The organism is Desulfitobacterium sp., from assembly GCF_035539115.1.
GTDB lineage: Bacteria > Bacillota > Desulfitobacteriia > Desulfitobacteriales > Desulfitobacteriaceae > Desulfitobacterium_A.
This window is the reverse complement of sequence record NZ_DATLJA010000019.1, coordinates 1-22,286: the sequence shown is the minus strand read 5'-3', so window position 1 is coordinate 22,286 and position 22,286 is coordinate 1. Positions and strand designations below refer to the sequence as shown.

22 protein-coding genes are annotated in these 22,286 nt (G+C 39.0%); 18 read left to right on the top strand and 4 right to left on the bottom strand.

The genetic code is table 11. The features are described 5' to 3' along the window. The 15 genes from gatC (at position 1) to VM640_RS03205 (ending at position 16,063) form a co-directional block, all read left to right on the top strand. Positions 1 to 285, top strand: coding sequence for an Asp-tRNA(Asn)/Glu-tRNA(Gln) amidotransferase subunit GatC (gene gatC / locus VM640_RS03275; RefSeq protein WP_325389889.1), 285 nt, complete (start codon positions 1 to 3; stop codon positions 283 to 285). A gap of 90 nt (positions 286 to 375) precedes the next feature. Then, positions 376 to 1,851 (top strand): Asp-tRNA(Asn)/Glu-tRNA(Gln) amidotransferase subunit GatA, encoded by a 1,476-nt coding sequence (gene gatA / locus VM640_RS03270; protein WP_325389887.1) that lies wholly within the window; start codon positions 376 to 378, stop codon positions 1,849 to 1,851. 1 nt (position 1,852) lies between these two features. Continuing rightward, positions 1,853 to 3,307, top strand: a complete 1,455-nt coding sequence (gene gatB, locus VM640_RS03265; protein ID WP_325389885.1) for an Asp-tRNA(Asn)/Glu-tRNA(Gln) amidotransferase subunit GatB — start codon at positions 1,853 to 1,855, stop codon at positions 3,305 to 3,307. A gap of 269 nt (positions 3,308 to 3,576) precedes the next feature. Beyond that, the gene (nifV, locus tag VM640_RS03260) at positions 3,577 to 4,725 is read left to right on the top strand and encodes a homocitrate synthase (RefSeq protein WP_325389883.1); all 1,149 of its coding nucleotides are present in this window, start codon (positions 3,577 to 3,579) and stop codon (positions 4,723 to 4,725) included. Positions 4,726 to 4,999: 274 nt separating this feature from the next. Further along, positions 5,000 to 5,176 (top strand): hypothetical protein, encoded by a 177-nt coding sequence (locus VM640_RS03255; protein ID WP_325389881.1) that lies wholly within the window; start codon positions 5,000 to 5,002, stop codon positions 5,174 to 5,176. A 541-nt stretch (positions 5,177 to 5,717) separates the two neighbouring features. Next, positions 5,718 to 6,791: a mannose-1-phosphate guanylyltransferase gene (locus VM640_RS03250; protein WP_325389879.1), complete on the top strand. Its 1,074-nt coding sequence runs from the start codon at positions 5,718 to 5,720 to the stop codon at positions 6,789 to 6,791. A gap of 86 nt (positions 6,792 to 6,877) precedes the next feature. Continuing rightward, complete coding sequence (locus VM640_RS03245) at positions 6,878 to 7,798, top strand: O-fucosyltransferase family protein (protein ID WP_325389877.1); 921 nt, start codon at positions 6,878 to 6,880, stop codon at positions 7,796 to 7,798. A gap of 160 nt (positions 7,799 to 7,958) precedes the next feature. Further along, the gene (locus VM640_RS03240; RefSeq protein WP_325389876.1) at positions 7,959 to 8,927 is read left to right on the top strand and encodes a thiamine pyrophosphate-dependent dehydrogenase E1 component subunit alpha; all 969 of its coding nucleotides are present in this window, start codon (positions 7,959 to 7,961) and stop codon (positions 8,925 to 8,927) included. Between the two features lie 45 nt (positions 8,928 to 8,972). After that, positions 8,973 to 10,016 carry an alpha-ketoacid dehydrogenase subunit beta gene (locus tag VM640_RS03235; protein WP_325389874.1) on the top strand — a complete coding sequence of 348 codons (1,044 nt, stop codon included), beginning with the start codon at positions 8,973 to 8,975 and terminating at the stop codon, positions 10,014 to 10,016. Between the two features lie 18 nt (positions 10,017 to 10,034). Continuing rightward, a complete protein-coding gene (locus tag VM640_RS03230; protein ID WP_325389872.1) occupies positions 10,035 to 11,063 on the top strand; it encodes an NAD-dependent epimerase/dehydratase family protein in 1,029 nt (342 codons plus the stop codon). A gap of 246 nt (positions 11,064 to 11,309) precedes the next feature. Beyond that, positions 11,310 to 12,455 carry an O-fucosyltransferase family protein gene (locus VM640_RS03225; RefSeq protein WP_325389870.1) on the top strand — a complete coding sequence of 382 codons (1,146 nt, stop codon included), beginning with the start codon at positions 11,310 to 11,312 and terminating at the stop codon, positions 12,453 to 12,455. A 28-nt stretch (positions 12,456 to 12,483) separates the two neighbouring features. After that, the gene (locus VM640_RS03220; RefSeq protein ID WP_325389868.1) at positions 12,484 to 13,545 is read left to right on the top strand and encodes an O-fucosyltransferase family protein; all 1,062 of its coding nucleotides are present in this window, start codon (positions 12,484 to 12,486) and stop codon (positions 13,543 to 13,545) included. Then, positions 13,535 to 14,494: an O-fucosyltransferase family protein gene (locus VM640_RS03215; RefSeq protein ID WP_325389866.1), complete on the top strand. Its 960-nt coding sequence runs from the start codon at positions 13,535 to 13,537 to the stop codon at positions 14,492 to 14,494. The genes VM640_RS03220 and VM640_RS03215 overlap by 11 nt, the downstream gene beginning before the upstream one ends. 99 nt (positions 14,495 to 14,593) lie before the next feature. Beyond that, positions 14,594 to 15,496 (top strand): aminoglycoside phosphotransferase family protein, encoded by a 903-nt coding sequence (locus tag VM640_RS03210; RefSeq protein WP_325389863.1) that lies wholly within the window; start codon positions 14,594 to 14,596, stop codon positions 15,494 to 15,496. Between the two features lie 108 nt (positions 15,497 to 15,604). Further along, entirely contained in the window at positions 15,605 to 16,063 is a 459-nt protein-coding gene (locus VM640_RS03205) for a DivIVA domain-containing protein (RefSeq protein ID WP_325389861.1), read from the top strand. Between the two features lie 75 nt (positions 16,064 to 16,138). Here VM640_RS03205 and VM640_RS03200 read toward each other — a convergent pair whose 3' ends face one another. Both VM640_RS03200 and gmd read right to left on the bottom strand, forming a co-directional pair. Then, the gene (locus VM640_RS03200) at positions 16,139 to 17,068 is read right to left on the bottom strand and encodes a GDP-L-fucose synthase family protein (RefSeq protein ID WP_325389859.1); all 930 of its coding nucleotides are present in this window, start codon (positions 17,066 to 17,068) and stop codon (positions 16,139 to 16,141) included. A 36-nt stretch (positions 17,069 to 17,104) separates the two neighbouring features. Then, a complete protein-coding gene (gene gmd / locus VM640_RS03195; protein ID WP_325389857.1) occupies positions 17,105 to 18,124 on the bottom strand; it encodes a GDP-mannose 4,6-dehydratase in 1,020 nt (339 codons plus the stop codon). Between the two features lie 186 nt (positions 18,125 to 18,310). Here gmd and VM640_RS03190 point away from each other — a divergent pair, with 186 nt between their 5' ends. After that, the gene (locus tag VM640_RS03190; protein ID WP_325389855.1) at positions 18,311 to 19,375 is read left to right on the top strand and encodes a type I phosphomannose isomerase catalytic subunit; all 1,065 of its coding nucleotides are present in this window, start codon (positions 18,311 to 18,313) and stop codon (positions 19,373 to 19,375) included. Between the two features lie 144 nt (positions 19,376 to 19,519). Beyond that, positions 19,520 to 19,732 carry a hypothetical protein gene (locus VM640_RS03185; RefSeq protein ID WP_325389853.1) on the top strand — a complete coding sequence of 71 codons (213 nt, stop codon included), beginning with the start codon at positions 19,520 to 19,522 and terminating at the stop codon, positions 19,730 to 19,732. A 110-nt stretch (positions 19,733 to 19,842) separates the two neighbouring features. Here VM640_RS03185 and VM640_RS03180 read toward each other — a convergent pair whose 3' ends face one another. Both VM640_RS03180 and VM640_RS03175 read right to left on the bottom strand, forming a co-directional pair. Further along, a complete protein-coding gene (locus VM640_RS03180; RefSeq protein ID WP_325389851.1) occupies positions 19,843 to 20,265 on the bottom strand; it encodes a hypothetical protein in 423 nt (140 codons plus the stop codon). A gap of 171 nt (positions 20,266 to 20,436) precedes the next feature. Further along, entirely contained in the window at positions 20,437 to 20,619 is a 183-nt protein-coding gene (locus VM640_RS03175) for a hypothetical protein (RefSeq protein WP_325389849.1), read from the bottom strand. A gap of 595 nt (positions 20,620 to 21,214) precedes the next feature. On the opposite strand from VM640_RS03175, the gene VM640_RS03170 reads away from it, so the two are divergent. Then, a complete protein-coding gene (locus tag VM640_RS03170) occupies positions 21,215 to 22,255 on the top strand; it encodes an alcohol dehydrogenase (protein ID WP_325389847.1) in 1,041 nt (346 codons plus the stop codon). Positions 22,256 to 22,286: the final 31 nt, after the last annotated feature.

Genomic DNA, 22,286 nt, shown 5'->3' with positions numbered 1-22,286 from the left:
GTGAAAATTTCACGTCAAGAAGTGGAACATGTCGCTATGTTAGCGCGTTTAGAACTTTCTGAAGAGGAAGTTGCAACCTATACAGAACAGCTTAACTCAATCCTTGATTATGCAGCGATGTTAGACCAGTTAAATACGGATGAGATTACCCCCACGGCCCACGCGGTACCGCTACATAATGTTGTCCGCGAGGACCAGGTCCAGCCCTCTTTGGAACGGGAAAAGGTGTTGGCGAATGCCCCCGTATCGGAAGATGGTTTTTTCAAGGTGCCGCGTATAGTCTGATGAAGGGAAATACTTCAGAAGGAGTTACTTAGAGCCTCTGACTGAAGCTAATTCGAAGGTAGAGAGATGTAGAAGGGAGAACAGCTAAGCATGGAGATCACATCCCAATCCATTGGGGAATTACATGAGCTCTTAGCCGCGAAGAAAATCAGTGCGGTTGAGCTTACCCAATCGATGCTTCATAGAATAGAACAACTTGATCCGGAAGTGAAGGCCTTTCTTCTGGTGACAGAAGATTTAGCCTTGAGCCAAGCCTCACAGGTCGACGCGAAAATTGCGCGGGGAGAAGAAATCGGATCATTAGAGGGAATTCCGATGGCGCTGAAGGATAACCTTTGCACGGAAGGTATTCGAACAACTTGTTCCTCAAAAATGCTTGAGAATTTTGTCCCACCCTATAGTGCAACCGTTGTCGAAAAACTCAAAGCGACAGGAGCCGTTTTACTTGGAAAATTGAACATGGATGAATTCGCCATGGGCTCTTCTACGGAAAACTCTCGCTTTTCTACAACGCACAATCCTTGGGATCTAGAACGGGTACCTGGAGGATCATCGGGTGGTTCGGCCGCGGCAGTCGCTGCTGAGGAAGCAGTTTTCACCTTAGGCTCAGATACTGGTGGATCCATTCGCCAACCGGCAGCTTTTTGTGGAGTAGTGGGGCTTAAACCGACCTACGGAGCTGTATCTCGGTTTGGGTTAATTGCCTTTGCCTCGTCCCTCGATCAAATTGGGCCGATTACGAAAACCGTCCAGGATAATGCACGGGTTTTCCAGGAAATCGTCGGTTATGATCGCCAAGATTCAACTTCCGTTCCTTTTGAGATTCCGAATTATTCGGAGTTCCTGACTCAAGACGTGAAAGGGCTGCGGATTGGTGTACCGAAGGAATATTTCGCTAAAGGCTTAGATGCTGGCGTCAAAAAAGTGCTGGAAGAAGTGCTTGAGACTTTACAGGGCTTAGGAGCTATCGTTGAAGAATGCTCCCTCCCTCATACAGAATACGCCATGCCGGCCTATTATCTACTGGCAACAGCTGAAGCTAGCTCGAATCTCGCCCGTTATGACGGAGTGCGCTATGGTTACCGGGCTGAAGGAGCAGAGGACGTTCTGCACTTGTTCAAAAAGACTCGCTCGGAAGGTTTCGGAGCAGAGGTTAAACGCCGGATCATGCTAGGAACCTATGCTTTAAGCGCGGGTTATTATGATGCCTATTATTTAAAGGCGCAAAAAGTCAGAACCCTCATTCAAAATGATTTCAACCAGGCCTTTGCCCAGTTCGATGTACTTCTATCTCCTACAGCACCGACGACCGCTTTTAAAATTGGCGAGAAATCAGGAGATCCTTTAACGATGTATTTATCGGATGTCTGTACGGTCCCGATTAACCTCGCGGGCATACCGTCGCTCTCACTTCCTGCGGGCTTTGTTGAGGGGATGCCGGTCGGAATGCAACTTATGGGTCGTCCCTTCTCAGAAGGAACTCTCTATCGCGTTGCTCATGCTTTCGAACAAAATACGGATTTCCACACGCGGAAACCTAGCTTGGTCAAAGGAGGTGCGCGTTAAGATGAGTATAACGGATCGCTATGAAATGGTTTGTGGGATCGAAGTTCATGTGGAACTCGCAACCAAAACGAAGATTTTCTGTAATTGCTCAACCGAATTTGGGGGCGAGCAAAATACGCATACTTGCCCGGTTTGTTTGGGTTTGCCAGGTGTTTTACCCGTGCTGAATCGGGAAGTGGTCAATTTTGCCATAAAAGCCGGATTGGCGTTAAATTGCGAGATTGCTGAATTCTCCAAGTTCGATCGAAAAAACTATTTCTACCCGGATGCTCCTAAAAATTTTCAGACCTCACAATATGACTTGCCGATCTGTAAAGAGGGTTGGGTTGAGATCGAAGTTGAGGGCGAAAAGAAACGAATCGGAATTACGCGTGCCCACATGGAAGACGATGCTGGGAAACTCGTGCACAGCGGGGAAACGATTTCGACTTCCTTTGAATCCTCGGTAGACTATAACCGGACTGGGGTCCCACTTCTTGAGATCGTGTCCGAACCAGACCTGCGCTCAATTACGGAAGTTCTAGCCTTCCTGGAAGAATTGGTAAGGATCATGCAATATACGGAAGTTTCGGATTGTCGGCTGGAGCAAGGCTCGGTTCGTTTTGACGTGAACCTATCGTTAAGACCATGGGGACAAAAGGAATTCGGCACTCGGACAGAAGCGAAGAACTTGAATTCCTTCAGCTCGGTCAGGCGCTGTATGGAATATGAGATGGCCCGTCAAGCCCAGCTTTTGGATGATGGGGAAGAAGTCATCCAAGAAACGCTGACTTGGGATGAGGGACGGGGAATCACCTTATCTCTTCGTTCCAAAGAGGACGCTCATGACTACCGTTACTTCCCAGAACCGGATTTGCCTCCGCTTGTCATCGGTCGGGAATGGGTCGAGCGAATTCGTCAAACTCTGCCAGAACTCCCCGCGGCAAGGAGAGAACGGCTAAGATCTCTTGACTTATCCGATTATGATGCGGGTGTGATTACAAACAGTAAAGCGCTTTCAGACTTTTTTGATGAAGCCTTGAAGAGTTACGGTGATGTAAAGAACCTGGCCAACTGGACCATGGGAGAATATACACGGTTGCTTAATGCCCAAGGGGTCAGCTTGGAAGAATCTCCGGTTAAGCCCCAACAGCTTGGAGAGTTGCTTGACCTGATTGATCAAGGAACGATCAGCGGAAAAATTGGGAAAACGGTCATTGAGGAGATGTTTGCCTCTGGCAAAGACCCTGACGTCATCGTTAAAGAAAAAGGCTTAGCCCAAATCAGTGATGAAGGGGCTTTACTGAAAATCGTTGATGAAATCATTGCTAAAAATCCCCAATCGGTGGAGGATTACAAGGCTGGGAAAAAACAGGCAATCGGTTTCTTGGTCGGCCAGATGATGAAGGCAACGAAGGGACAGGCCAACCCTGGTGTAGTAAATAACCTGCTGCAGGAGCGCCTAGCTCAGCAGTAGAATTAATATTAGCTTGATTCACAGCGATTTGAAGTTGAGATGAATTTGAGTGGGTTCAGGATGCGTTTCTTTCTTTTCAGCCTTCTAGGTTGATCAGAAGAAGCGTTTCTTTGAATTATCGTTTTTCGAGTTACAAATAATTTACATTAAAATTGTGTTGAACTGTATAAGTATACAATATAAGTATGATATAATAGTTAAAACAAACGAGGGTTTGTGATAGTATAATAAAACAGGCTATAACCCTACGGAAGAGAGGTAGAATAATTATGGTCAAAAAGCACATAACGATTGTGGATACAACCTTAAGAGATGGGGAACAAACTGCGGGGGTAGTCTTTTCAAACCAGGAAAAATTGATGATCGCCCGGATGTTGGATGATGTTGGTGTTGAGCAGATCGAGGCTGGAATTCCGGTTATGGGTGGGGATGAACAGCGCGTGATCGGGGATATTGTGAAGCTTGGGCTTAAAGCCAACATTATGGGTTGGAACCGACCCGTTCTTAAAGATATTGATGCCTCATTAGCTTGTGGGTGTGATGCGGTGGCAATCTCAATTTCCACCTCCGATATTCATATTGAGCACAAACTGAAAACAACGCGTGAAGACGTCTTGCAACGCATGGTTAAGGCAACAGAGTATGCCAAGAAAAAGGGAGTTTATATTTCGGTAAATGCGGAAGATGCTTCCCGTTCGGATATGGATTTCTTAGTTCAGTATGCCCAAGAAGCTAAAAATGCGGGGGCTGACCGCCTGCGTTACTGTGATACGGTCGGAATTCTTGATCCGTTTAAAACCTATGATCGGATATCGGAATTGATTGAGAGAACGGGAATTGATGTTGAAATGCATACCCATAATGATTTCGGTATGGCAACAGCTAATGCCTTAGCTGGGCTTAAAGCAGGTGCAACCCATGTTGGAGTTACTGTGAACGGACTGGGTGAAAGAGCGGGAAATGCCGCTCTGGAAGAAGTCGTCATGGCGCTTAAACATCTGATGGATATTGACCTGAACTTCGTAACGGAACGTTTTGTTGAAGTGTCTGAATTTGTAGCTCGGGCATCGGGCCGGGAGTTACCGGTGTGGAAAGCTATCGTAGGAAGTAATATGTTTGCCCATGAATCGGGGATCCATGCCGATGGAGCTTTGAAGAATCCCTCAAATTATGAGGCCTTTCGACCGGAAGAAGTCGGGCTGGAACGTCAAATCGTGATTGGTAAACACTCGGGAACCGCCTCGATTAAAGCGAAATTCCGGGATGAATATGGGCATGAAATTTCAGAAGACGAAGCCAATGAGATCCTCAAGCGGGTTCGAGCCATGTCAGTGGACATGAAACGTTCTCTCTTTGACAAAGAACTGGCTTATATCTATAAAGATATGAATCGCGCACAATCCTCAGAAAATGTCTAAGCCGGAGGAAGGAGAAAACGCGTGTCATCCGTTACCATAGTACTCATACTAAGGTATGGAATTTGCTTAATCAAGAAAGCGGAGGTTTCAGAGCATGAAGCCTCCGCTTTTTTCTGGACTTTACTAAGACCAGGTATTAAAATAGGACTATATTTAGATACCTGGTCTTAGTATGGAAACTAGTGAAGGAGTGATGCTTTAATAGCTGGACACTCACGGTTTAGTTCGTTAAAATAATGTAAGGCTAGAAAAATACTTTGAATGAGGATAACGAATGAAACAAACAAAGAGTGAAGCGAAGGTTCCACCCAAAAATCCTCACGTTCTTTCGGGGACTTTTTTATCCTCCGCTGCGCCAGATGAATGGACGAGGAAAGGGAATCCTCTTAATCAGGTCAAACATTTGTCTGGTTTTCAGAAAAGCATTGAACGGACATATGTGTTGTTATGAAATCAAATTTTGTTAATCTTGATGCTTATCTGGTTCATCCGGTGCATGTTGAAGTATAAAAATATATTGCGAGTGTATTGGAAACTGGAGCGGCTGTATGCTACGAATCATGAAAAGAATATAGTAGAGGATGAAACACTTTATATAGAGAGTATGAGGTTGTATTTTAAAAAGATACAACCTCTTTTTGTGCTATCGAGCCACGTTGAGTGCATAATTCTGATAACTCGGGCTGAGAAGCCCATAAAATAAGGCTTTTGCAGCAATTTTGAAGGGAAGCTTTTTGAGGGAAAAAACGATGATATTCAATGATAGAAAATGACTTTCTGGATTTTTTTAACATTCAAAATGTTATTTTTTTTTGCTATTTTATGTTAACTAGCTAATTAGAGTTACACGTTCTGACATTTTAGATAGGAACCACTTATATTCCAAGGACATAAAATAAATTAAAATGTGCTTCAAATGTTTGGTAAAAGGGGTTACCAATGGTTAGAGCCAGAATATTATAAAATATAAAATGATTTGGAGTGTGAGTAATTTGGAAAAATATGCAGTTATAATGGCAGGCGGCACAGGTTCTAGACTTTGGCCCCTCTCAAGGGAGTATAAACCGAAGCAGTTCATAAGTGCCGAAGGCAGCAAATGTATGCTGGTACAAACGATTGAGCGTATATGTGAAATGATTCCGGCAGAAAAATGCTTCATTATAACAAATAAAAATCTGCTTGATATAACCCAGGATACTGTTAGGAATTTAATACCTTTTTCAAATATAATATTGGAACCTATGCGAAAGAATACTGCTGCATGTATTGCTTATGCCTCACTGCTGCTAAAAGAAAAAATCGGTCGGGGCTTATTGTGTTTTATACCGGCAGACGGGTACGTTAAAAGCCATATCGATTACAGGACTGCCATAGATCATGCTTACCAGGCAGCAGAAAACACCAATAGTCTTGTCATGATCGGAATTGCTCCTTCATATCCCGCCACGGGGTATGGGTATATACACATTGATACAGATACGGATAGTGATGAAAATGTATTTAAAGTACACCGATTTATTGAAAAACCTGATATTGATACTGCAAAAAAGTTCATTGCATCAGGAGAGTTTTTATGGAACAGCGGTATCTTATTAGGTAGCATAGATACGATAATAGACAACACAAGGCTATTTCTTCCCGGACATTTCGAAAAAATTTATCAGGCTATAAAGCATGCGGAGGGACAGGATTTCTACGCATACATTGAAAAAGCATATAGCGAAATACAGGATATATCCTTTGACAAAGGAGTTCTCGAAAAAAGCAAATGCATCCGTGTAGTAAAGGGTTATTTTGATTGGGATGATATAGGAAGTCTTGATGCCTTATCAAAAACGCTCAGTTCGGATACGATGGGAAATTCAATTAAGGGCAGCCATTTTGGTATAGACACAAGTAATTCAGTAATATATAACAATGAAGTCCTAATTGCTACAATCGGTGTTGAAAACATGATAATAGTAGCTACAAAAGATGCGACTTTAGTATGCCCAAGGGATAGAGCCCAGGATGTCAAATCTCTTGTAGAGATGTTAAAACTCAATGGCTATGAAAGCTTAATATAGTTATATAATTTCATTCCTATTGCACTAAATTAGCAATAATAGAATATCATATTGATAAGCCATTAGGTGGGGGGGGGTGATTTAAAATGTCAAATGATCAATTTTTACTTGTTCAAACCCTAGGGGCTGGTTTCTGGTGGGATATGCATCATGTTCTTGGGCAGCTTCTAGCAGCTGAGCTTACTCAAAGAATTCCAGTTGTTTATTGGGGTAAAAACAGCCTGTATAGTATCTCAGAAGAAATAAACACTTTTGAGCAATTTTTTCTACCTGTATCGGATTGTACAGTACATGACCTTATGAATGGAGATTTTACCTATTATCCTCCAAAATGGAATTCCAAAAATTTATTTTGCAATAATTCTAAAAAATTGGGGGAGGAATACCTTGATCTTTACAGCATTATGAACTGCAGTGCGAACGTATTGATCAATGATTTTCATGTAGGTATTGAAGAAATAGCACGGTGGCTCAAAGAAGGCCATCCGTTATATGGCTGTAGTCCGCGTGATTTATACAGTCATATGTTAAAGAAATACATCAAGCTGCAGCCCAATGTTTTGGATGAAATAGACTCATTTTATCGTGTGAATATGATAAAAAGGTCCATACTTGCAGTTCATATCCGTAGCAGCGATAAAATTTGTGAAGTTCCTCATTTAAAGGAGCTTAATAAGCGTTATCCCCTTGAAATTGACAAATATCTTAAGTCCAACCCTTCTGCGCGTATTTTTATCATGACGGACTGCAGCGATATTCTTTCAGAATACAAGAAATTATATGGAGATATTGTAATTCATACCGATTGCAAAAGGGTTTCAGAAAATGATATGGGCGTACATTATCAGGATTACTCTGATAAAAAACGCAAAGGTAGTGAAGTTATCAAAGATACATGGCTTGCAGCAAAGTGTGATTACTTTATAGGAAACGGACATTCCAATGTGTCCAGAGCCATTAGTGAGCTAAAAGATTGGCAGGATAATTGTATCAAGCTCTTATATTAGTCCTCTTAACAAATTAAACTGCTCGTTTATTAGAGGTACTTTTAAGTTTGAACAGAAAAATTTGCTGCTGGCCAGAAATGACTTCTGTTAACAAGCATTAGTCAGTACCTAAGTAATACATCGTGTGCATATATAGTGTTCGATGAAAGGAGTATGTGAAATGTTAGAAAATGAAAAGCTGATCGGACTCTATAAAACCATGCAAACGATCAGGAAAGTCGAGCGCAAAATTGAAGAGGAATACAAATATGATGAAATGAAAACTCCCATACATCTGTCTATAGGCCAGGAAGCTATAGCCGCAGGTGTATGCCTACATCTCAGGAAGGATGATTATATATTCGGAACACACCGTTCTCATGCACAATATATAGCCAAAGGTGGAGATCTAAAAAAAATGATAGCGGAGATGTATCTGAGGAAAACAGGATGCTCTCTCGGTAGAGGGGGTTCGATGCACTTGATTGACCCGGAAGTTGGAATCCTAGGGTCGACAGCTATTGTAGGAGGTAACATTCCACTTGGAACAGGAACAGCTCTTGCTTCAAAGCTGCAAAATAATGATAAGGTAACAGTAATCTTCTTCGGAGATGGGGCCGTAGATGAAGGAACGTTCCACGAAAGCTTGAACTTTGCCTTATTGAAAAAGCTGCCAGTTATATATATTTGTGAAAATAACCATTGGGCTATAAATTCGCATCAGTCCCAAAGACATAGTGGCGAAAGTATTTATAGATGGGCTGATGGCTATGGTATTCCAAGCTATCAGATCGACGGGAATGATGTATTAAAAGTATCGGAATATGCTGAAAATGCAGTATCAAGATGCAGAAACGGCGAAGGTCCGACCTTTATAGAATGCATTACCTATAGGTGGAAAGGGCATATAGGAACAGTAAACGATGTTGGAATAGGATTCAGACCGCAGTCGGAATATGATTACTGGATCTCTAAAGACCCGATAAAATGGTATGCTGATTACCTAAAAGCGACAGGGGTTCTGAATGATAAAATGGATGAAAGTATAGATGAAGAAATAGACCAACTTATTGATGATGCTTTCACTTTTGCAAAGAATTCTCCAAAGCCTTTACCGGAGGAACTTATGGATTTTGTTTTCGCTGACTAACGTCATTGAACAAGTAATAAAATTCTATTCTTTAGGAGGTTTATTATGCCCTGGACAACAGTTCAAGTCGAAAAATTAGAAAATTTCCTTTTTAAGGATAATTCAGAATCTGATAGAGTTATCTCCTATAAGGATGCAATTTTTGAAACAATAGATGAATCCCTGGCCAGAGATTCAAGCGTATTTGTCTTTGGCGAAGGTGTTGATGATCCGGGGGGAGTATTTGGCACAACAAAAGGCCTGCATGAAAAATACGGAAGGGAGAGGGTGTTTGATACACCTATATCTGAAAACTCGCTGACCGGTATAGCTGCCGGAGCTGCAATGGCAGGTTTAAAGCCTATTTTTGTTCACAGTCGAATGGACTTTTTATTGCTTTCTTTAGACCAACTGGTGAATCATGCCTCTAAATGGAGCTATATGTTTGGCGGAAAAGTAAAAGTTCCGCTCGTAATCCGTACGGTCAGTGCGCGCGGCTGGGGTTCAGGAGCACAGCATTCACAGTGTATTCAGGGTATGTTAATGAATGTACCTGGGTTGAAGATTGCCGTTCCTGCCACGCCGTATGATGCTAAAGGTTTACTGGTTTCCAGTATAATGGATAACAATCCGGTCCTATTTGTCGAACACCGGTGGTTGTATAAAACAATGGGCAATGTCCCCGAATCCCTCTACTCTATACCCTTCGGCAAGGGTGTAATAAGAAGGACAGGGAGCGACATAACCATAGTAGCAGTGTCCTACATGGTGATCGAAGCGTTAAAAGCTGCTGAAAAGCTCCAGGCTGAAAATATATCAGCAGAAGTCATAGACCTCAGGACAATAAAGCCAATAGATGAAGACATCATTTTTGAATCTCTTGCGAAAACAGGAAAGCTTTTAATAACCGATACCGGGTGCAAGAGCGGTGGAGCAGCTTCAGAAATATCTGCTCTCGTCTGTGAAAAGGCATTTCATCTGCTAAAAAAACCGATAATCAGAGTATGTTGTGCGGATGTACCAACACCCGCAAGTGATGTTTTGGAAAAAGCATATTACCCTGATTCTGAAAAGATTTATACTCAAGTCATTAATTTGTTGAAATCGTAAAGAAAGGAGGAAGTTAATTTGGATAAAATCATTGAACAAGACTGCTTGGAATATATAAAGAAAATCGACTTGACTCCATTTAAGAATAAAACTGTTTATATTACCGGAGCCAACGGTCTTATCGGAACGTATTTAGTATATATGTTTCATTTAGCCAATATTACTGAAAACGCAGGTATAAATATTGTAGCCCTGAGTAGGCATTCTCCCTGCGATAAGCTGCGGGATATATTCAATGATAAGTACGAGTTCTATGCGGTGGATCTTACCACGGAAAATCACCTTGATTTCCCGAGCAAGGCGGATTACATCATACATGGAGCAACTTATGCGCAGCCCAGAAAGTTTTTGCAAAATTATTCTGAAACAATACACCTTAATACATCAGTAACAGAAAAGTTGCTGCAAAAAGCCAAAAAAGACGGTTCTAAATTTCTATTTTTAAGCTCATCAGAGGTTTACGGCGATCCGGATGAAAAAAATATTCCTACTCCAGAAGATTATCCAGGTCTCTGCTCACCGGTTAGTATAAGGTCAATCTATTCAGAATCAAAGCGAATGGGAGAAACATTATGCTTTTCTTACAAAAACTTTGAATCAGTAGATGTAAAGGTTGCCAGAATATCAATGAGCTATGGTCCTGGAGTGAATATTCACGATGAGCGTGTACTTGGGCATTTTCTAAAGCAAGCCTTGAATGACCATAGAATTATTATGCTTGATGACGGAAATAAGGTAAGGACATTCTGCTATATCGCCGACACTGTATTAATGCTGCTTAACGTACTCCTGTACGGCAAAGATTTTGTCTACAATGTGGGAGGAAAGGACAGGATTATGATAAGAAACTTAGCCGAGGAGATCTGTTCACTAACCGGAAGCACTCTAACAGTAGCAGCTTCACAGCAACTTCCATCCCAAAATATTAAAGTTTCTCCAAACCGTGTTGAATTGGATATTACCAAGATATGCACAGAATTTAAACTTCCGCCTTTTAAACTTTTTAAAGAAGGGTTAGCTCGTACGATAGAATGGAATAGGATATAAGATATTAATTTAAAAAGGGTGAAATTAGCAATATCTATATTTAAGGTTAAGCGAAATCACCCTTTTTTATACTAACAGAAAGTATAAATTTCCGGCAGATAGCATAAGTGCAACTAAGGCTTCCGCCTACGCCAGAGGCTTGGCGCAAGCCAAGTTTTCTTTATTGTTTTAAATAATTTTCATTCACAGATTAATGGTGATCTGCATAATATAATAGGAAAATTTATTTAGCTGAGGTGATTGAAGATGCCAAATGATAGATTCCTGCTTATTAAAGCCTGGAGTTATATTCTTTGGGAGGATGTAAAACATGTGTTAGGTCAGCTTCTTATAGCTGAGCTGACAGACCGCATTCCTGTTGTTTATTGGCCTACGCATTGCTTGCACAATGGGTTTGTTTATACAAACGGATTTGAATTATATTTTGAGCCCATTTCCAACTATACAATCTTTGACATCGTCAAGCCTGAGTACACCTATTACCCACCTGTATGGGATCATGACAACCTGCTGGTTGAGGACCAGAGTAAAGAAACCTGGATATATCGCAATATAGGCGAAATAATGTCCAGCAATGCCAATGTCGTTGTAAGTGATGTTTATTTTGATGTTTATAAACTAATTCCCTTTATTAAAAAGTCTCATTCGGCATATGGCATGACGGTTCAGCAGATATATCGTTATCTTTTTAATAAGTATATTAAAATAAAACAAGATATAAATATAGAAATCGAAGGCTTTTACAATTCGTGGCTTAAGGATGACAGACCTGTCTTGGCAGTCCATGTACGCAGAGTTGATAAAGACCAAGTATTTGATTTAGATAATTATAAAAAAAATAACTTTAAAGGTTCTACTCAAAGTTATAGTGAAAATCAAAAAAATTCAATGGGTAAACATGTGAAAATATATAAGTTACGAAAGAAACGTAAAGCCTTGGAGCCTAACAAAATATATCATGAGGAAATAAGTAAATATATCGAAAAATATAATGTTAAAAAAATATTTTTGCTTACTGATTGTGAAGAAACATTGAAAGAATACCAACAAAAATATGGTTCAATGGTGGTGTCTACCGAGTGCAAGCGAATTCCAATCGATGGCGAAGCTTCCTATATGGAAAATCCCATGGTGAAAAGGCGTAGAGGAATTGAAATCATAAAGGACACCTATCTTGCTGCAAAGTGTGACTTTTTCATAGGTAATGATTTTTCTAGCCTTTCTCACGCTGTAACAAATATACAAGAGTGGCCTAATAATAATATCAGACTCCTCTATTATTTGTTTAAAAAGCGCAAATATCCGGTTAATGTAGAGCTGCTCGCTTGCCGTAAAAAAAGCATATTTAGAGTTATTACTGAATGGATTAAAAAGCTTTTCAAAAAAGATTAGCAGATTTCGTTTGCATGGAGGTGGGAAAATGCCAAACGATCGATTTTTATTGATAAAAGCCTGGGGTTGTGGGTTCTGGTCTGATGTAGATCATGTTATGGGCCAGCTGCTTGTGGCAGAATTGACCAACCGGATTCCTGTTGTTTATTGGGGGACAAACAGCTTGTACGGTGATTCATTCCAGTCTAATGCATTTGAGCTGTATTTTGAGCCGATTTCGGATTACAGTATTCATGATCTAGTGCAACCGGGGTATACCTATTATCCTCCTATTTGGAATTCCAAGAATCTTATGATAGAGGATTTGGATAAGGTTGCATGGATGTACCGTAACCTCGGAGATATGATGAGCAGTGATGCAAATGTAGTCGTGAGTGATGTTCATTATTTTATACGTCCAATGCTTAATTTTATTACGAAAGACCATTGGGCATATGGGATGATAGCCCACCAGATATACCGCGGCCTTTTTGATAAATATATCAAGCTTAAACCGGACATTGAAGAGGAAATACAGGAATTCTACGATGCACAGCTTAAGGGGGAACACCCATTATTAGGAATCCATATAAGAGGAGGCGATAAAGTACGCGAGGTAGAAGATCTATCTCACCTTAATAAACAGTACCATATTGAAATAAATAATTGCATTAAAAAATACGATATAAAGAAGATTTTGTTATTAACCGATTGCGAAGAAGTTGTGCAGGAATTTCATCAGCGGTATGGTTCTATGGTCGTATTTACCGATTGCAGGAGGAGCTTGTTAAATGATACCAATAACGCTGCGCATTTAAAGGAATATTCGGTTAGAAGGCGTAAGGGTATAGAAATTATAAAGGACACATACCTTGCCGCAAAATGTGATTTTTTTATAGGCAATGGTTATTCAAATGTGTCTTATACGGTAAAACGTTTAAAAGACTGGCCTGAAGCAAATGTAAAGCTCTTCTACAGGGATTTAAAGCTTGAAAGGAAACTGGCCAAGAAAAGGGTCAAGCTAGAAAAGCGTAGAAAAGCAAACGAAAAAAAGAACCACAAACTTGAGTATCCGGAATTTTATGGAGGTGTTAACATCTATGTTGACTAGCCGATTCCTGCTTATCAAAGCATGTGGATATAGCTTTTGGGCGGATGTGGATCATGTTATGTGCCAGCTTTTTGCAGCCGAACTGACCAACCGAATTCCGGTCGTTTACTGGGGGATGGAAAGCCAATATAGTGAATCGTTAAGTACCAATTCATTTGAATTGTTTTTCGAACCCGTATCCAGCGGTACTACTAATGATATAATACGTGCGCAATTTACGTATTATCCACCGACATGGAATCATGAAAATGTATTGACAGAGGATATCGATAAACTAAAAATGGAGCATCGTGATTTAAAAAGTATGATGAATAGCAATGCCAATGTAGTCGTAAGTGATGTGTATTATCCGTTAAGAGCTATGCTGCCCTGGATTAAACGTGAGCACTGGGCATATGGCAAGACTCCTCATCAGATATACCGGCAGCTTTTTGACAAGTATCTTAAATTGAAACCCGAGATAAAAAGGGAAATACAGAAGTTTATTAATACAAATCCTAATTTTAGAGATGAGCGGCCAATCCTCGGAATCCATGTGACGGGAAAAGCCATAGTCAACGAAGTTGCACAGATTTACAACCTTAATGAATTTTATAAACCACATATCTGGCAGTTTGTTGTTAGATATAATGCAAGACATTTATTTCTAGTTACCGACTCAAATAAAATCCTTAGGCAGTACAAACGGTTATATGGTGTAAATGATCTGCTGATGTATACCGATAGTAAAAAAAGACCTTTTCAGGAACGCATAGCAACCTTCCTTTTGGACTACCCAAATAAAAGACACAAAGGTGTTGAGCTTAAAAAAGATACCATCGAAATAATAAAAGATACGTATCTGGCTTCGCAGTGCGACTTTTTCATAGGCAACGGTTATTCAAACCTCTCCAATACGGTGTTGCGTTTGAAAGATTGGCCTGACACAAATATTAAACTTATATATTAAGAAAGTAACGTAGAAGAAACTAATTTATAGTTTCTTCTTTGGCAAATATAGCGTTCTCATGTATTAAGACATGATATTAAAAACGGGGGCGATATTTAGATGGTTGAAAAAGAGGTAAAATATGTAGAATACGTAAAAACCAAATTTCCTGAGCTTAATATATCTAATATTAAATTTAGTTTAAGTGATGGGAAACACAATGATATTATGATCATTAACGATGAATACGTTTTTAAATTTTCGAAATATGATTGGACTATAGCTTTTCTCAATAATGAAGTGAATTTTATTAATTTTATAAGAGGATATGTCGACATGCCTTTGCCAATAATTGAATACCTGGACAAAGGTATAGCAAAATGCAACCTTATTAAGGGAATGCCCCTATTTCGGACTGAAGTCCTTCTGTTGGAAAATAGAGATCAGGATTGTATTGCCGAACAAATTGGTGTTTTTTTTAAACAATTACATTCCATTCCCCTTAAAAATGTAAATAGCAAAAACATTAATGAAATCTCAGTTGACCTGACAAGAGAAGGCTGGTTGTCAGAATATGAAGATATACAAAGAAAAGTCTATCCTTACTGCGGAAGCTATTCAAAGGAATATATAAAACAGGTTTTTAAGCCATTATTGGAAAACGAGGATTTTATAGAATTTCAGCCGGCTCTTATTCATGCTGATTTAGCACCGTACCATTTTTTCTTTGATAGGGATTCAAATCGTATTAATGGAGTAATAGGTTTTAATATAGCTGGTATAGGAGATCCTGCCTATGATGTGGGTGTTATTCTTGATAATCTTGGCGAAGCTTTCGTTAAACGAATAAGCCGGTATTATAAAGACATAGCAACATTTATTGACAGAGCAAGATTTTATGCTTATGTTAATAATTTAACTTGGGCCAAAAAAGTAGCTGATATGATTACAACCCGGGATTTCACGCATCTCCAGTTTAATACCAAGGAGAGAGATATTATGCCTATTGGGAGCAAATTGTAGAGTGGATACAGTAAAAATATTTTTGTTATTATTTAAAATAATGAATATCTCTAATTTTAGAAAATAAGTATTATATAGAAAAGTATATTTATTTAAGGAGAGGATCTCATGAATTATACTCCTGACGATTTAGAAAGCATAAATTTTAATAAAATTTTAATTGGATACAGCAAGAACCAGGTCGATGAAATGCTAACTAAAATTATTAGTGATTACAGTGATTACAACAATATTACGAATGAAATAAACGAGTTAAAAAGTCGTATTTCTGTGTTGGATGAAATAGTACAGCACTATAAATCGATTGAAGAATCCCTGCAGCATTCCGTAATAATTGCTCACCATACAAGTAATACTATTAAAGAGAGTGCATGTGAAAAAGCAAAAACCATTATTGAAGAAGCTGAAACAACAGCCCGAAAACTAGTAAATGATGCGAATCAGGAGGTCAATAAAATTAATTTTGAATATGAGGGAATAAAAAGAAAGCTTTATACATTTAAAACAAAGTCAGAGGCTCTACTGTATTCTCAATTAGAGGTATTAGAGCAGTTGTCTGACAAGTAAATACCTGGAAAAAGAAGAAGCCATCTCTTGCAAAATATTACAAGAGATGGCTTCTTCTTTTTATCGTCATTTTCCTTAAATAATATGGTTTAAATAATAATCGTATTCTCTGCTAATTCCCTCCTCCATCTCGACCTTGGGATTCCATCCGGTTGCACAGATTTTCGTATTGTCTAATACCCTTCTCGGTGTCCCATCCGGCTTGCTTGCATCGAATAATATCTCACCCTGATAGCCTACAACCTTCTTAATTGTTTCTGCTAGGTTTCTTATGCTGATTTCTTGTCCGGAACCTATATTAATAAAATCGTTACCTTCATAAGTCTTCATCAGGGATAGGCACGCATCGGCCATGTCATCTACATAAAGGAATTCCCTCAAAGGCGTTCCGGTACCCCACAATTCCACAAACGGTCTGTTTGTCTTTTTAGCACTGTCTATTTTAATAATCATAGAAGGAATAACATGCGAGTTATTTATGTCGAACCTATCGTTGATGCCGTAAAGACTGGCAGGCATTACACTAATATACTTTGTACCATATTGTTTGTTATAAGATTGGCACATTTTAATTCCTGATATTTTGGCCAATGCATATGCTTCATTGGTAGGTTCCAACTCTCCTGTAAGAAGATATTCCTCCTTGATAGGTTGCGGACACATTTTGGGATAAATACACGAGCTGCCTAAAAGCATTAATTTTTTAACACTATTTGCATGTGCACTTTTTATTATATTACATTCAATAAGCATATTTTCCATTATAAAGTCGGCAGGGTAATTACTGTTTGCATGTATTCCCCCTACCTTGGCTGCAGCCAGAAAGACATATTCCGGTTTTTCGTCTCTGAAAAATTTTTCTGTAGAAGCTTGATTTGTCAAATCAAGCTCTCCATGTGTTCTAGATATAATGTTATTATATCCCTTGCTCTTAAGGCATCTGACTATGGCAGAACCAACCATTCCCGTGTGCCCTGCCACATAAATTCTGCTATCTTTTTCCAATTTCGAAACCTCCTTTACACACAATATTCAACTTTCTTATGAATTTATATCACCATCAACCATCATTTTAACTAACTCCTCAAAGGATACCTTTGGAGTCCAGCCTAGTTTTTGTTTTGCTTTCTTGGCATCTCCAAGCAGTAAATCAACCTCACTTGGTCTGAAATACTTGCTGCTGATGCTTATCAACTCTCTTCCTGAGCTACTATCAATACCCTTTTCGTTTATTCCTTCACCTTCCCATAGCAAATCAATGCCTACATTTCTGAAAGCAAGTTCGCAAAATTTTTTTACGGTATGTGTCTCTCCGGTTGCTATTACAAAGTCTTCTGGCTCTTTCTGCTGGAGCATCAACCACATTGCTTCCACATAATCGCCGGCAAAGCCCCAGTCTCTCTTTGCATTTATATTACCTAGGATGATCTTGTCCTGCTTTCCTTTTAATATATTGGAAATACCTGTAGTTATCTTTCTCGTTACAAAGGTTTTTCCTCTTCTTGGGGATTCGTGATTGAACAAAATTCCGTTGCAGGCATACAAACCATACGCCTCCCTGTAGTTTACTGTTATCCAGTAAGCATAGAGTTTGGCTGCTGCATAAGGGCTCCTTGGGTAAAAGGGCGTATTCTCATTCTGAGGTGTTTCTCTTACCATGCCAAATAATTCGCTTGAGGAGGCTTGATAAAATTTAATTTCCGGATTTACTTCTTTCATGCTATCCAGAAGCCGTAAAGTACCTAAGGCATTCACATCCGATGTGAATTCGGGGATTTCGAAAGAAACTTTGACATGGCTTTGAGCACCAAGATTATAAACTTCACAAGGGCCAATCTTATAAATTAATTTGCTTAAGCTTCCTGAATCACTTAAATCTCCGAAATGTAAAAAAAACCTTTGCTCATCATTGGATTCTTCAACTAAATGATCGATTCTTTGGGTATTAAAGGAACTGCTTCTACGAATAATGCCATGAACTTCATACCCTTTATCAAGCAATAACTCTGCTAGATATGACCCATCTTGTCCTGTAATACCAACAATTAATGCTTTTTTCATCTAAAAACCTCTCTGTTAATTAAAATTGGGTTATTAAAATCCCTGAATGCTATTCATGCCATACCTGTTAGCATGATATGTTCATAAGCTCAATTATGTGATGTAAATATGTATCCTAATATGTCATATTTTTTTTAAATTAACATAATATCTACCAGCGTAATTTTAAAAGCTGGAGGTATTAATTTGTTATATCCATTAAAATTCAGGCCTGCTTATAAAAATTATATTTGGGGGGGGAGAAATCTTGAAAAGTTAGGTAAAGCCCTGCCTGAAGGGAAAATCGCCGAAGCATGGGAAGTGTCTAGCCATCCGGATGGTATTAGTATAATTTCTAATGGGATATTTCAAGGATTAAGCCTTAAAGAATTGATAGAAAAATGCCCTCAGGATGTGATGGGCTTAGATATATGGAAGCATCATAAAACATACTTTCCATTACTATTTAAATTAATTGATGCAAATGACAAGCTTTCTGTGCAAGTTCATCCAGATGATGAGTATGCACGCATCAATGAAAATAATGTGTTTGGAAAGCATGAAGCTTGGTATATAATTGATGCAAAGCCCAATGCTAAAATTGTTTATGGTTTAATATCAGGTATTAATAAGGATATTTTCTCCAGGTCAGTTTGTGAAAATAAAATTGAATCCTGTCTTAATTATATTAATGTATTTCCTGGAGATACGATCGATGTACAGTCAGGCATAGTTCATGCAATAGGTAAGGGTATTGTTTTAGCAGAAATACAGCAGAATTCAAACTTAACCTATAGGGTATATGACTATAACCGCTTGGATGAAAAAGGTAATAGTAGGACTCTTCATATTGAAAAAGCACTTGAAGTTATAAATTTCAATACAAACTGTAATATGGCTAAGGTTAAGGGGCTTGATTTGCCAATTGACTCAGGCTCAACAAAAACTTATAAGCTTTCTAACAGATACTTCTCTTTAGAGTTATTAAATATAAGTGAAAAATTTGAAGAGAATGCAAAGGGTAACAAATTTTATATTTACTTTTTTATTGAAGGTGAGGCATTAATTAAATATTATGAAGGTACAACTTATGCTAAAAAGGGTGAAACAGTACTTATACCCGCATCTTTGGGAGAGTATATAATTTGGGGAAATTTTAAAGCTCTAAAAATATATGTGCCTGATTTACAGCAAGATATTATTTCGCCCTTAATTAAAGCTGGATATTCTATTGATGAAATCTATAAAAATGTATGCAGATGTGATATGTGAATTATTTTTCAAATTTGGCTAAAATTCATCGGGAAGTTCCCAATCTGGATAAAAGAGCACAAAAGCTTAAAACAAGCCAACTTACCTTCCTCATCAGTCATGCTCAACTTTAAGAATTTGAAGCTTTACGAAAGATCAGTTTAAGTGTTATTCAAAAGCTTTACAATTGATCCGGATAAGAGAACGATCCAATGGTCTGAGAGAATCCAACTCGTAGCTGCCGAAATCCATTGTGATGAATCGTCCGTGCGCCGGTGGCGAAACGAAATGATCGATGAGCTCGCAATTCTACTTTTTTGGCGTGGATGGCTTGCGGTTAGAGGTATAGTGGGTTTTTATCTATTGAAATATCTGTGAAAGAAACGTGAAATTTACATGACATATTGGATGTGTTAAACTTGTATTGTAGAATTTTATAAGTAAGAAACACTGTCAAAAGGCGTACCCAAACGGGGCGCCTTTCTCTTTTAGCGATTATGGAGCCGTAAGGCTCTTTTTGTAAAGGTATCGTTTAAACTATTCGCCTTCAATTGATTACCAATTGCGGCTAATCCAAAACCAACGACCTTAAAAATATTCCCAATGACCGTAAATTTACTGCCTCTTAATATTGAAGGTGATACTTTAGAATTAGTCGGTTGTTTTAGTTCTACCAATCTAATAATTGCTACATTAGCAAAGATTATACTTGCAGTAAAGAAAAGCCAACTTGCTAGTGCAGTTGTATTTGCAGAGTTATCTTGTGTAGATTTAATTCTTAATAGTTTAGTAACGATAGATTGTTCAGCTTGATAAGTTGATATTATAGCTAAAATTGTCCCAAGAAGAAAAAGAATATCACCGACTCTTTCTTTGTAGACCAAACTTAAATCGATATCTTCTTTAAGCATATTCAATCACTTCCTATCACTTAGACAATTGATGAATATGACAATGAGAATGGCCAGACACACAGCCTGGCCACACGTTGTTTACCACCAAAAGAACGGGCTGAAAAATGGGGAAAAGAATGGAGAAAAGAATCCGAAACGCCAGAACATAAGCCTATCTCCTTTCTCGTATTAAAAGATTACTCCTAAGGCGATAAGAATCAAGATTGCGATAGCGATAATCCCTACACCTACACCAGCGCCAACGGGGGCTATAGGAGCAATAGGTGGGCAACAGCTTACAATAGGTCCAACATGTGGTGGAGCACCAACAGGCGAAATGTGTGGATAATGACCTACTCCATATCCGTACATAATATATCCTCCTTGTATAAAAATAAGATTTAAGATTTAAGATTTAGAATACAATACCCAAAGCGATAAGCAGAAGAATAATAACAACGACGATTGCAATTCCAGCACCGAATCCAGGACCACAGGCTGCATCAGCACCAAATGCCATTTGAATTCCTCCTTTACCTAAAGATAATACAGCTTATGCTTTGTCTGTTATAATTGCCACAATATGGTAGAAAGAAGTGATGCAGTTTGGAAAAGGCTAAATGCTGGCATTATGACACAATAAATTCTAAGAACAAAGGCAACTGCCCTAACTGCACTCACTGGGGTGGAAGTAAAAGTAAAGACGAGTTGTTGAGTAGGGTAATTATACACATAAAACACCCTGTTTTAGTGCTTTATAGTTCGTGTAATACTAATTACACGAACTATAACAACGTCATTATACGCACTAAGGATGGGTGGGTAGCCACCCCCTTGCAAGAAATAGGGTAGGGTTGCTGGCAACCCCCGATCAATATTATAATTATTCAGAAAATTCATTGAATAATTGAAAAACAAAGAATATAATGGAATTATAAAAAGATGTTATTTGAAGGGGAGGATTATTATGAAAGCATTTGTGTATCATGGTCCCAAGAAAATGAGTCTTGATGAAGTACCTAACCCGAAAATTCTTAAATCAACAGACGCAATAATCAGGGTGACCACCTCAACCATTTGTGGAACTGATAAACACATCAGGAACGGCGGAATGCCCGAAGTCGAAGCAGGAAGAATTATCGGACACGAATTCTGTGGTGAAGTCATCGAAACCGGAACAGGTGTCAATAAGTTTAAGAAAGGGGATAAGGTCGCCGTATCCAGTGTCACTCAATGTATGGAGTGTTACTATTGTAAACGTGGACTATATTCACGATGTGAAGATGGCAGTTGGATCTTCGGTTATAAAATTGATGGTTGTCAAGCCGATTTAGTTAGAGTTCCTTATGCTGATAATGGACTATACCTAATTCCGGACAGTTTAACTGACGAAGATGTCTTGTTCGTCGGAGATATCCTTTCAACAGGGTATTTTGGAGCTGAAAACGGCAATATTCAGCCTGGAGATACTGTGGCAGTGTTCGGGTCTGGCCCTGTCGGCATGTGTGCTATGGCAACTGCCCGCCTTTGGGGGCCTGCTAGAATTGTCGCTGTAGACATAGATGAATCTAGGCTTGATTTTGCAATAAAGCAAGGGTGGGCTGATTATGGGTTGAATCCTCAAAAAGTTGATGTTACGCAGGCTTTAAGAGATTTCACCAACGGTCGTGGTGCTGATGTAACAATCGAAGCCAACGGTTTTGAGCCAACCTTCAAAGGAGCGATTGCTGGCGTTAGGCCAGGAGGGACTGTTTCTTTAATTGGAGTATTTGAAAAAGCACAGGCCTTGGAAATGCAAAAACTGTGGATCCAAAATATCACGATCAAAATGGGGCTACTTAAGGCCAATCATATCCCCGAGTTAATTGACTTAATTAAAGAGGGAAAACTTAATATGAAACCCCTTATTACCCACACTATACCGTTATCACAGGTTGCGGAAGGGTACGATATCTTTGAACAGCGCCGTGACAATGCCATTAAAGTCGTACTAAAAGCCGATGCATAATAGAATTGGCCATGTGCGTTATGTAATTATT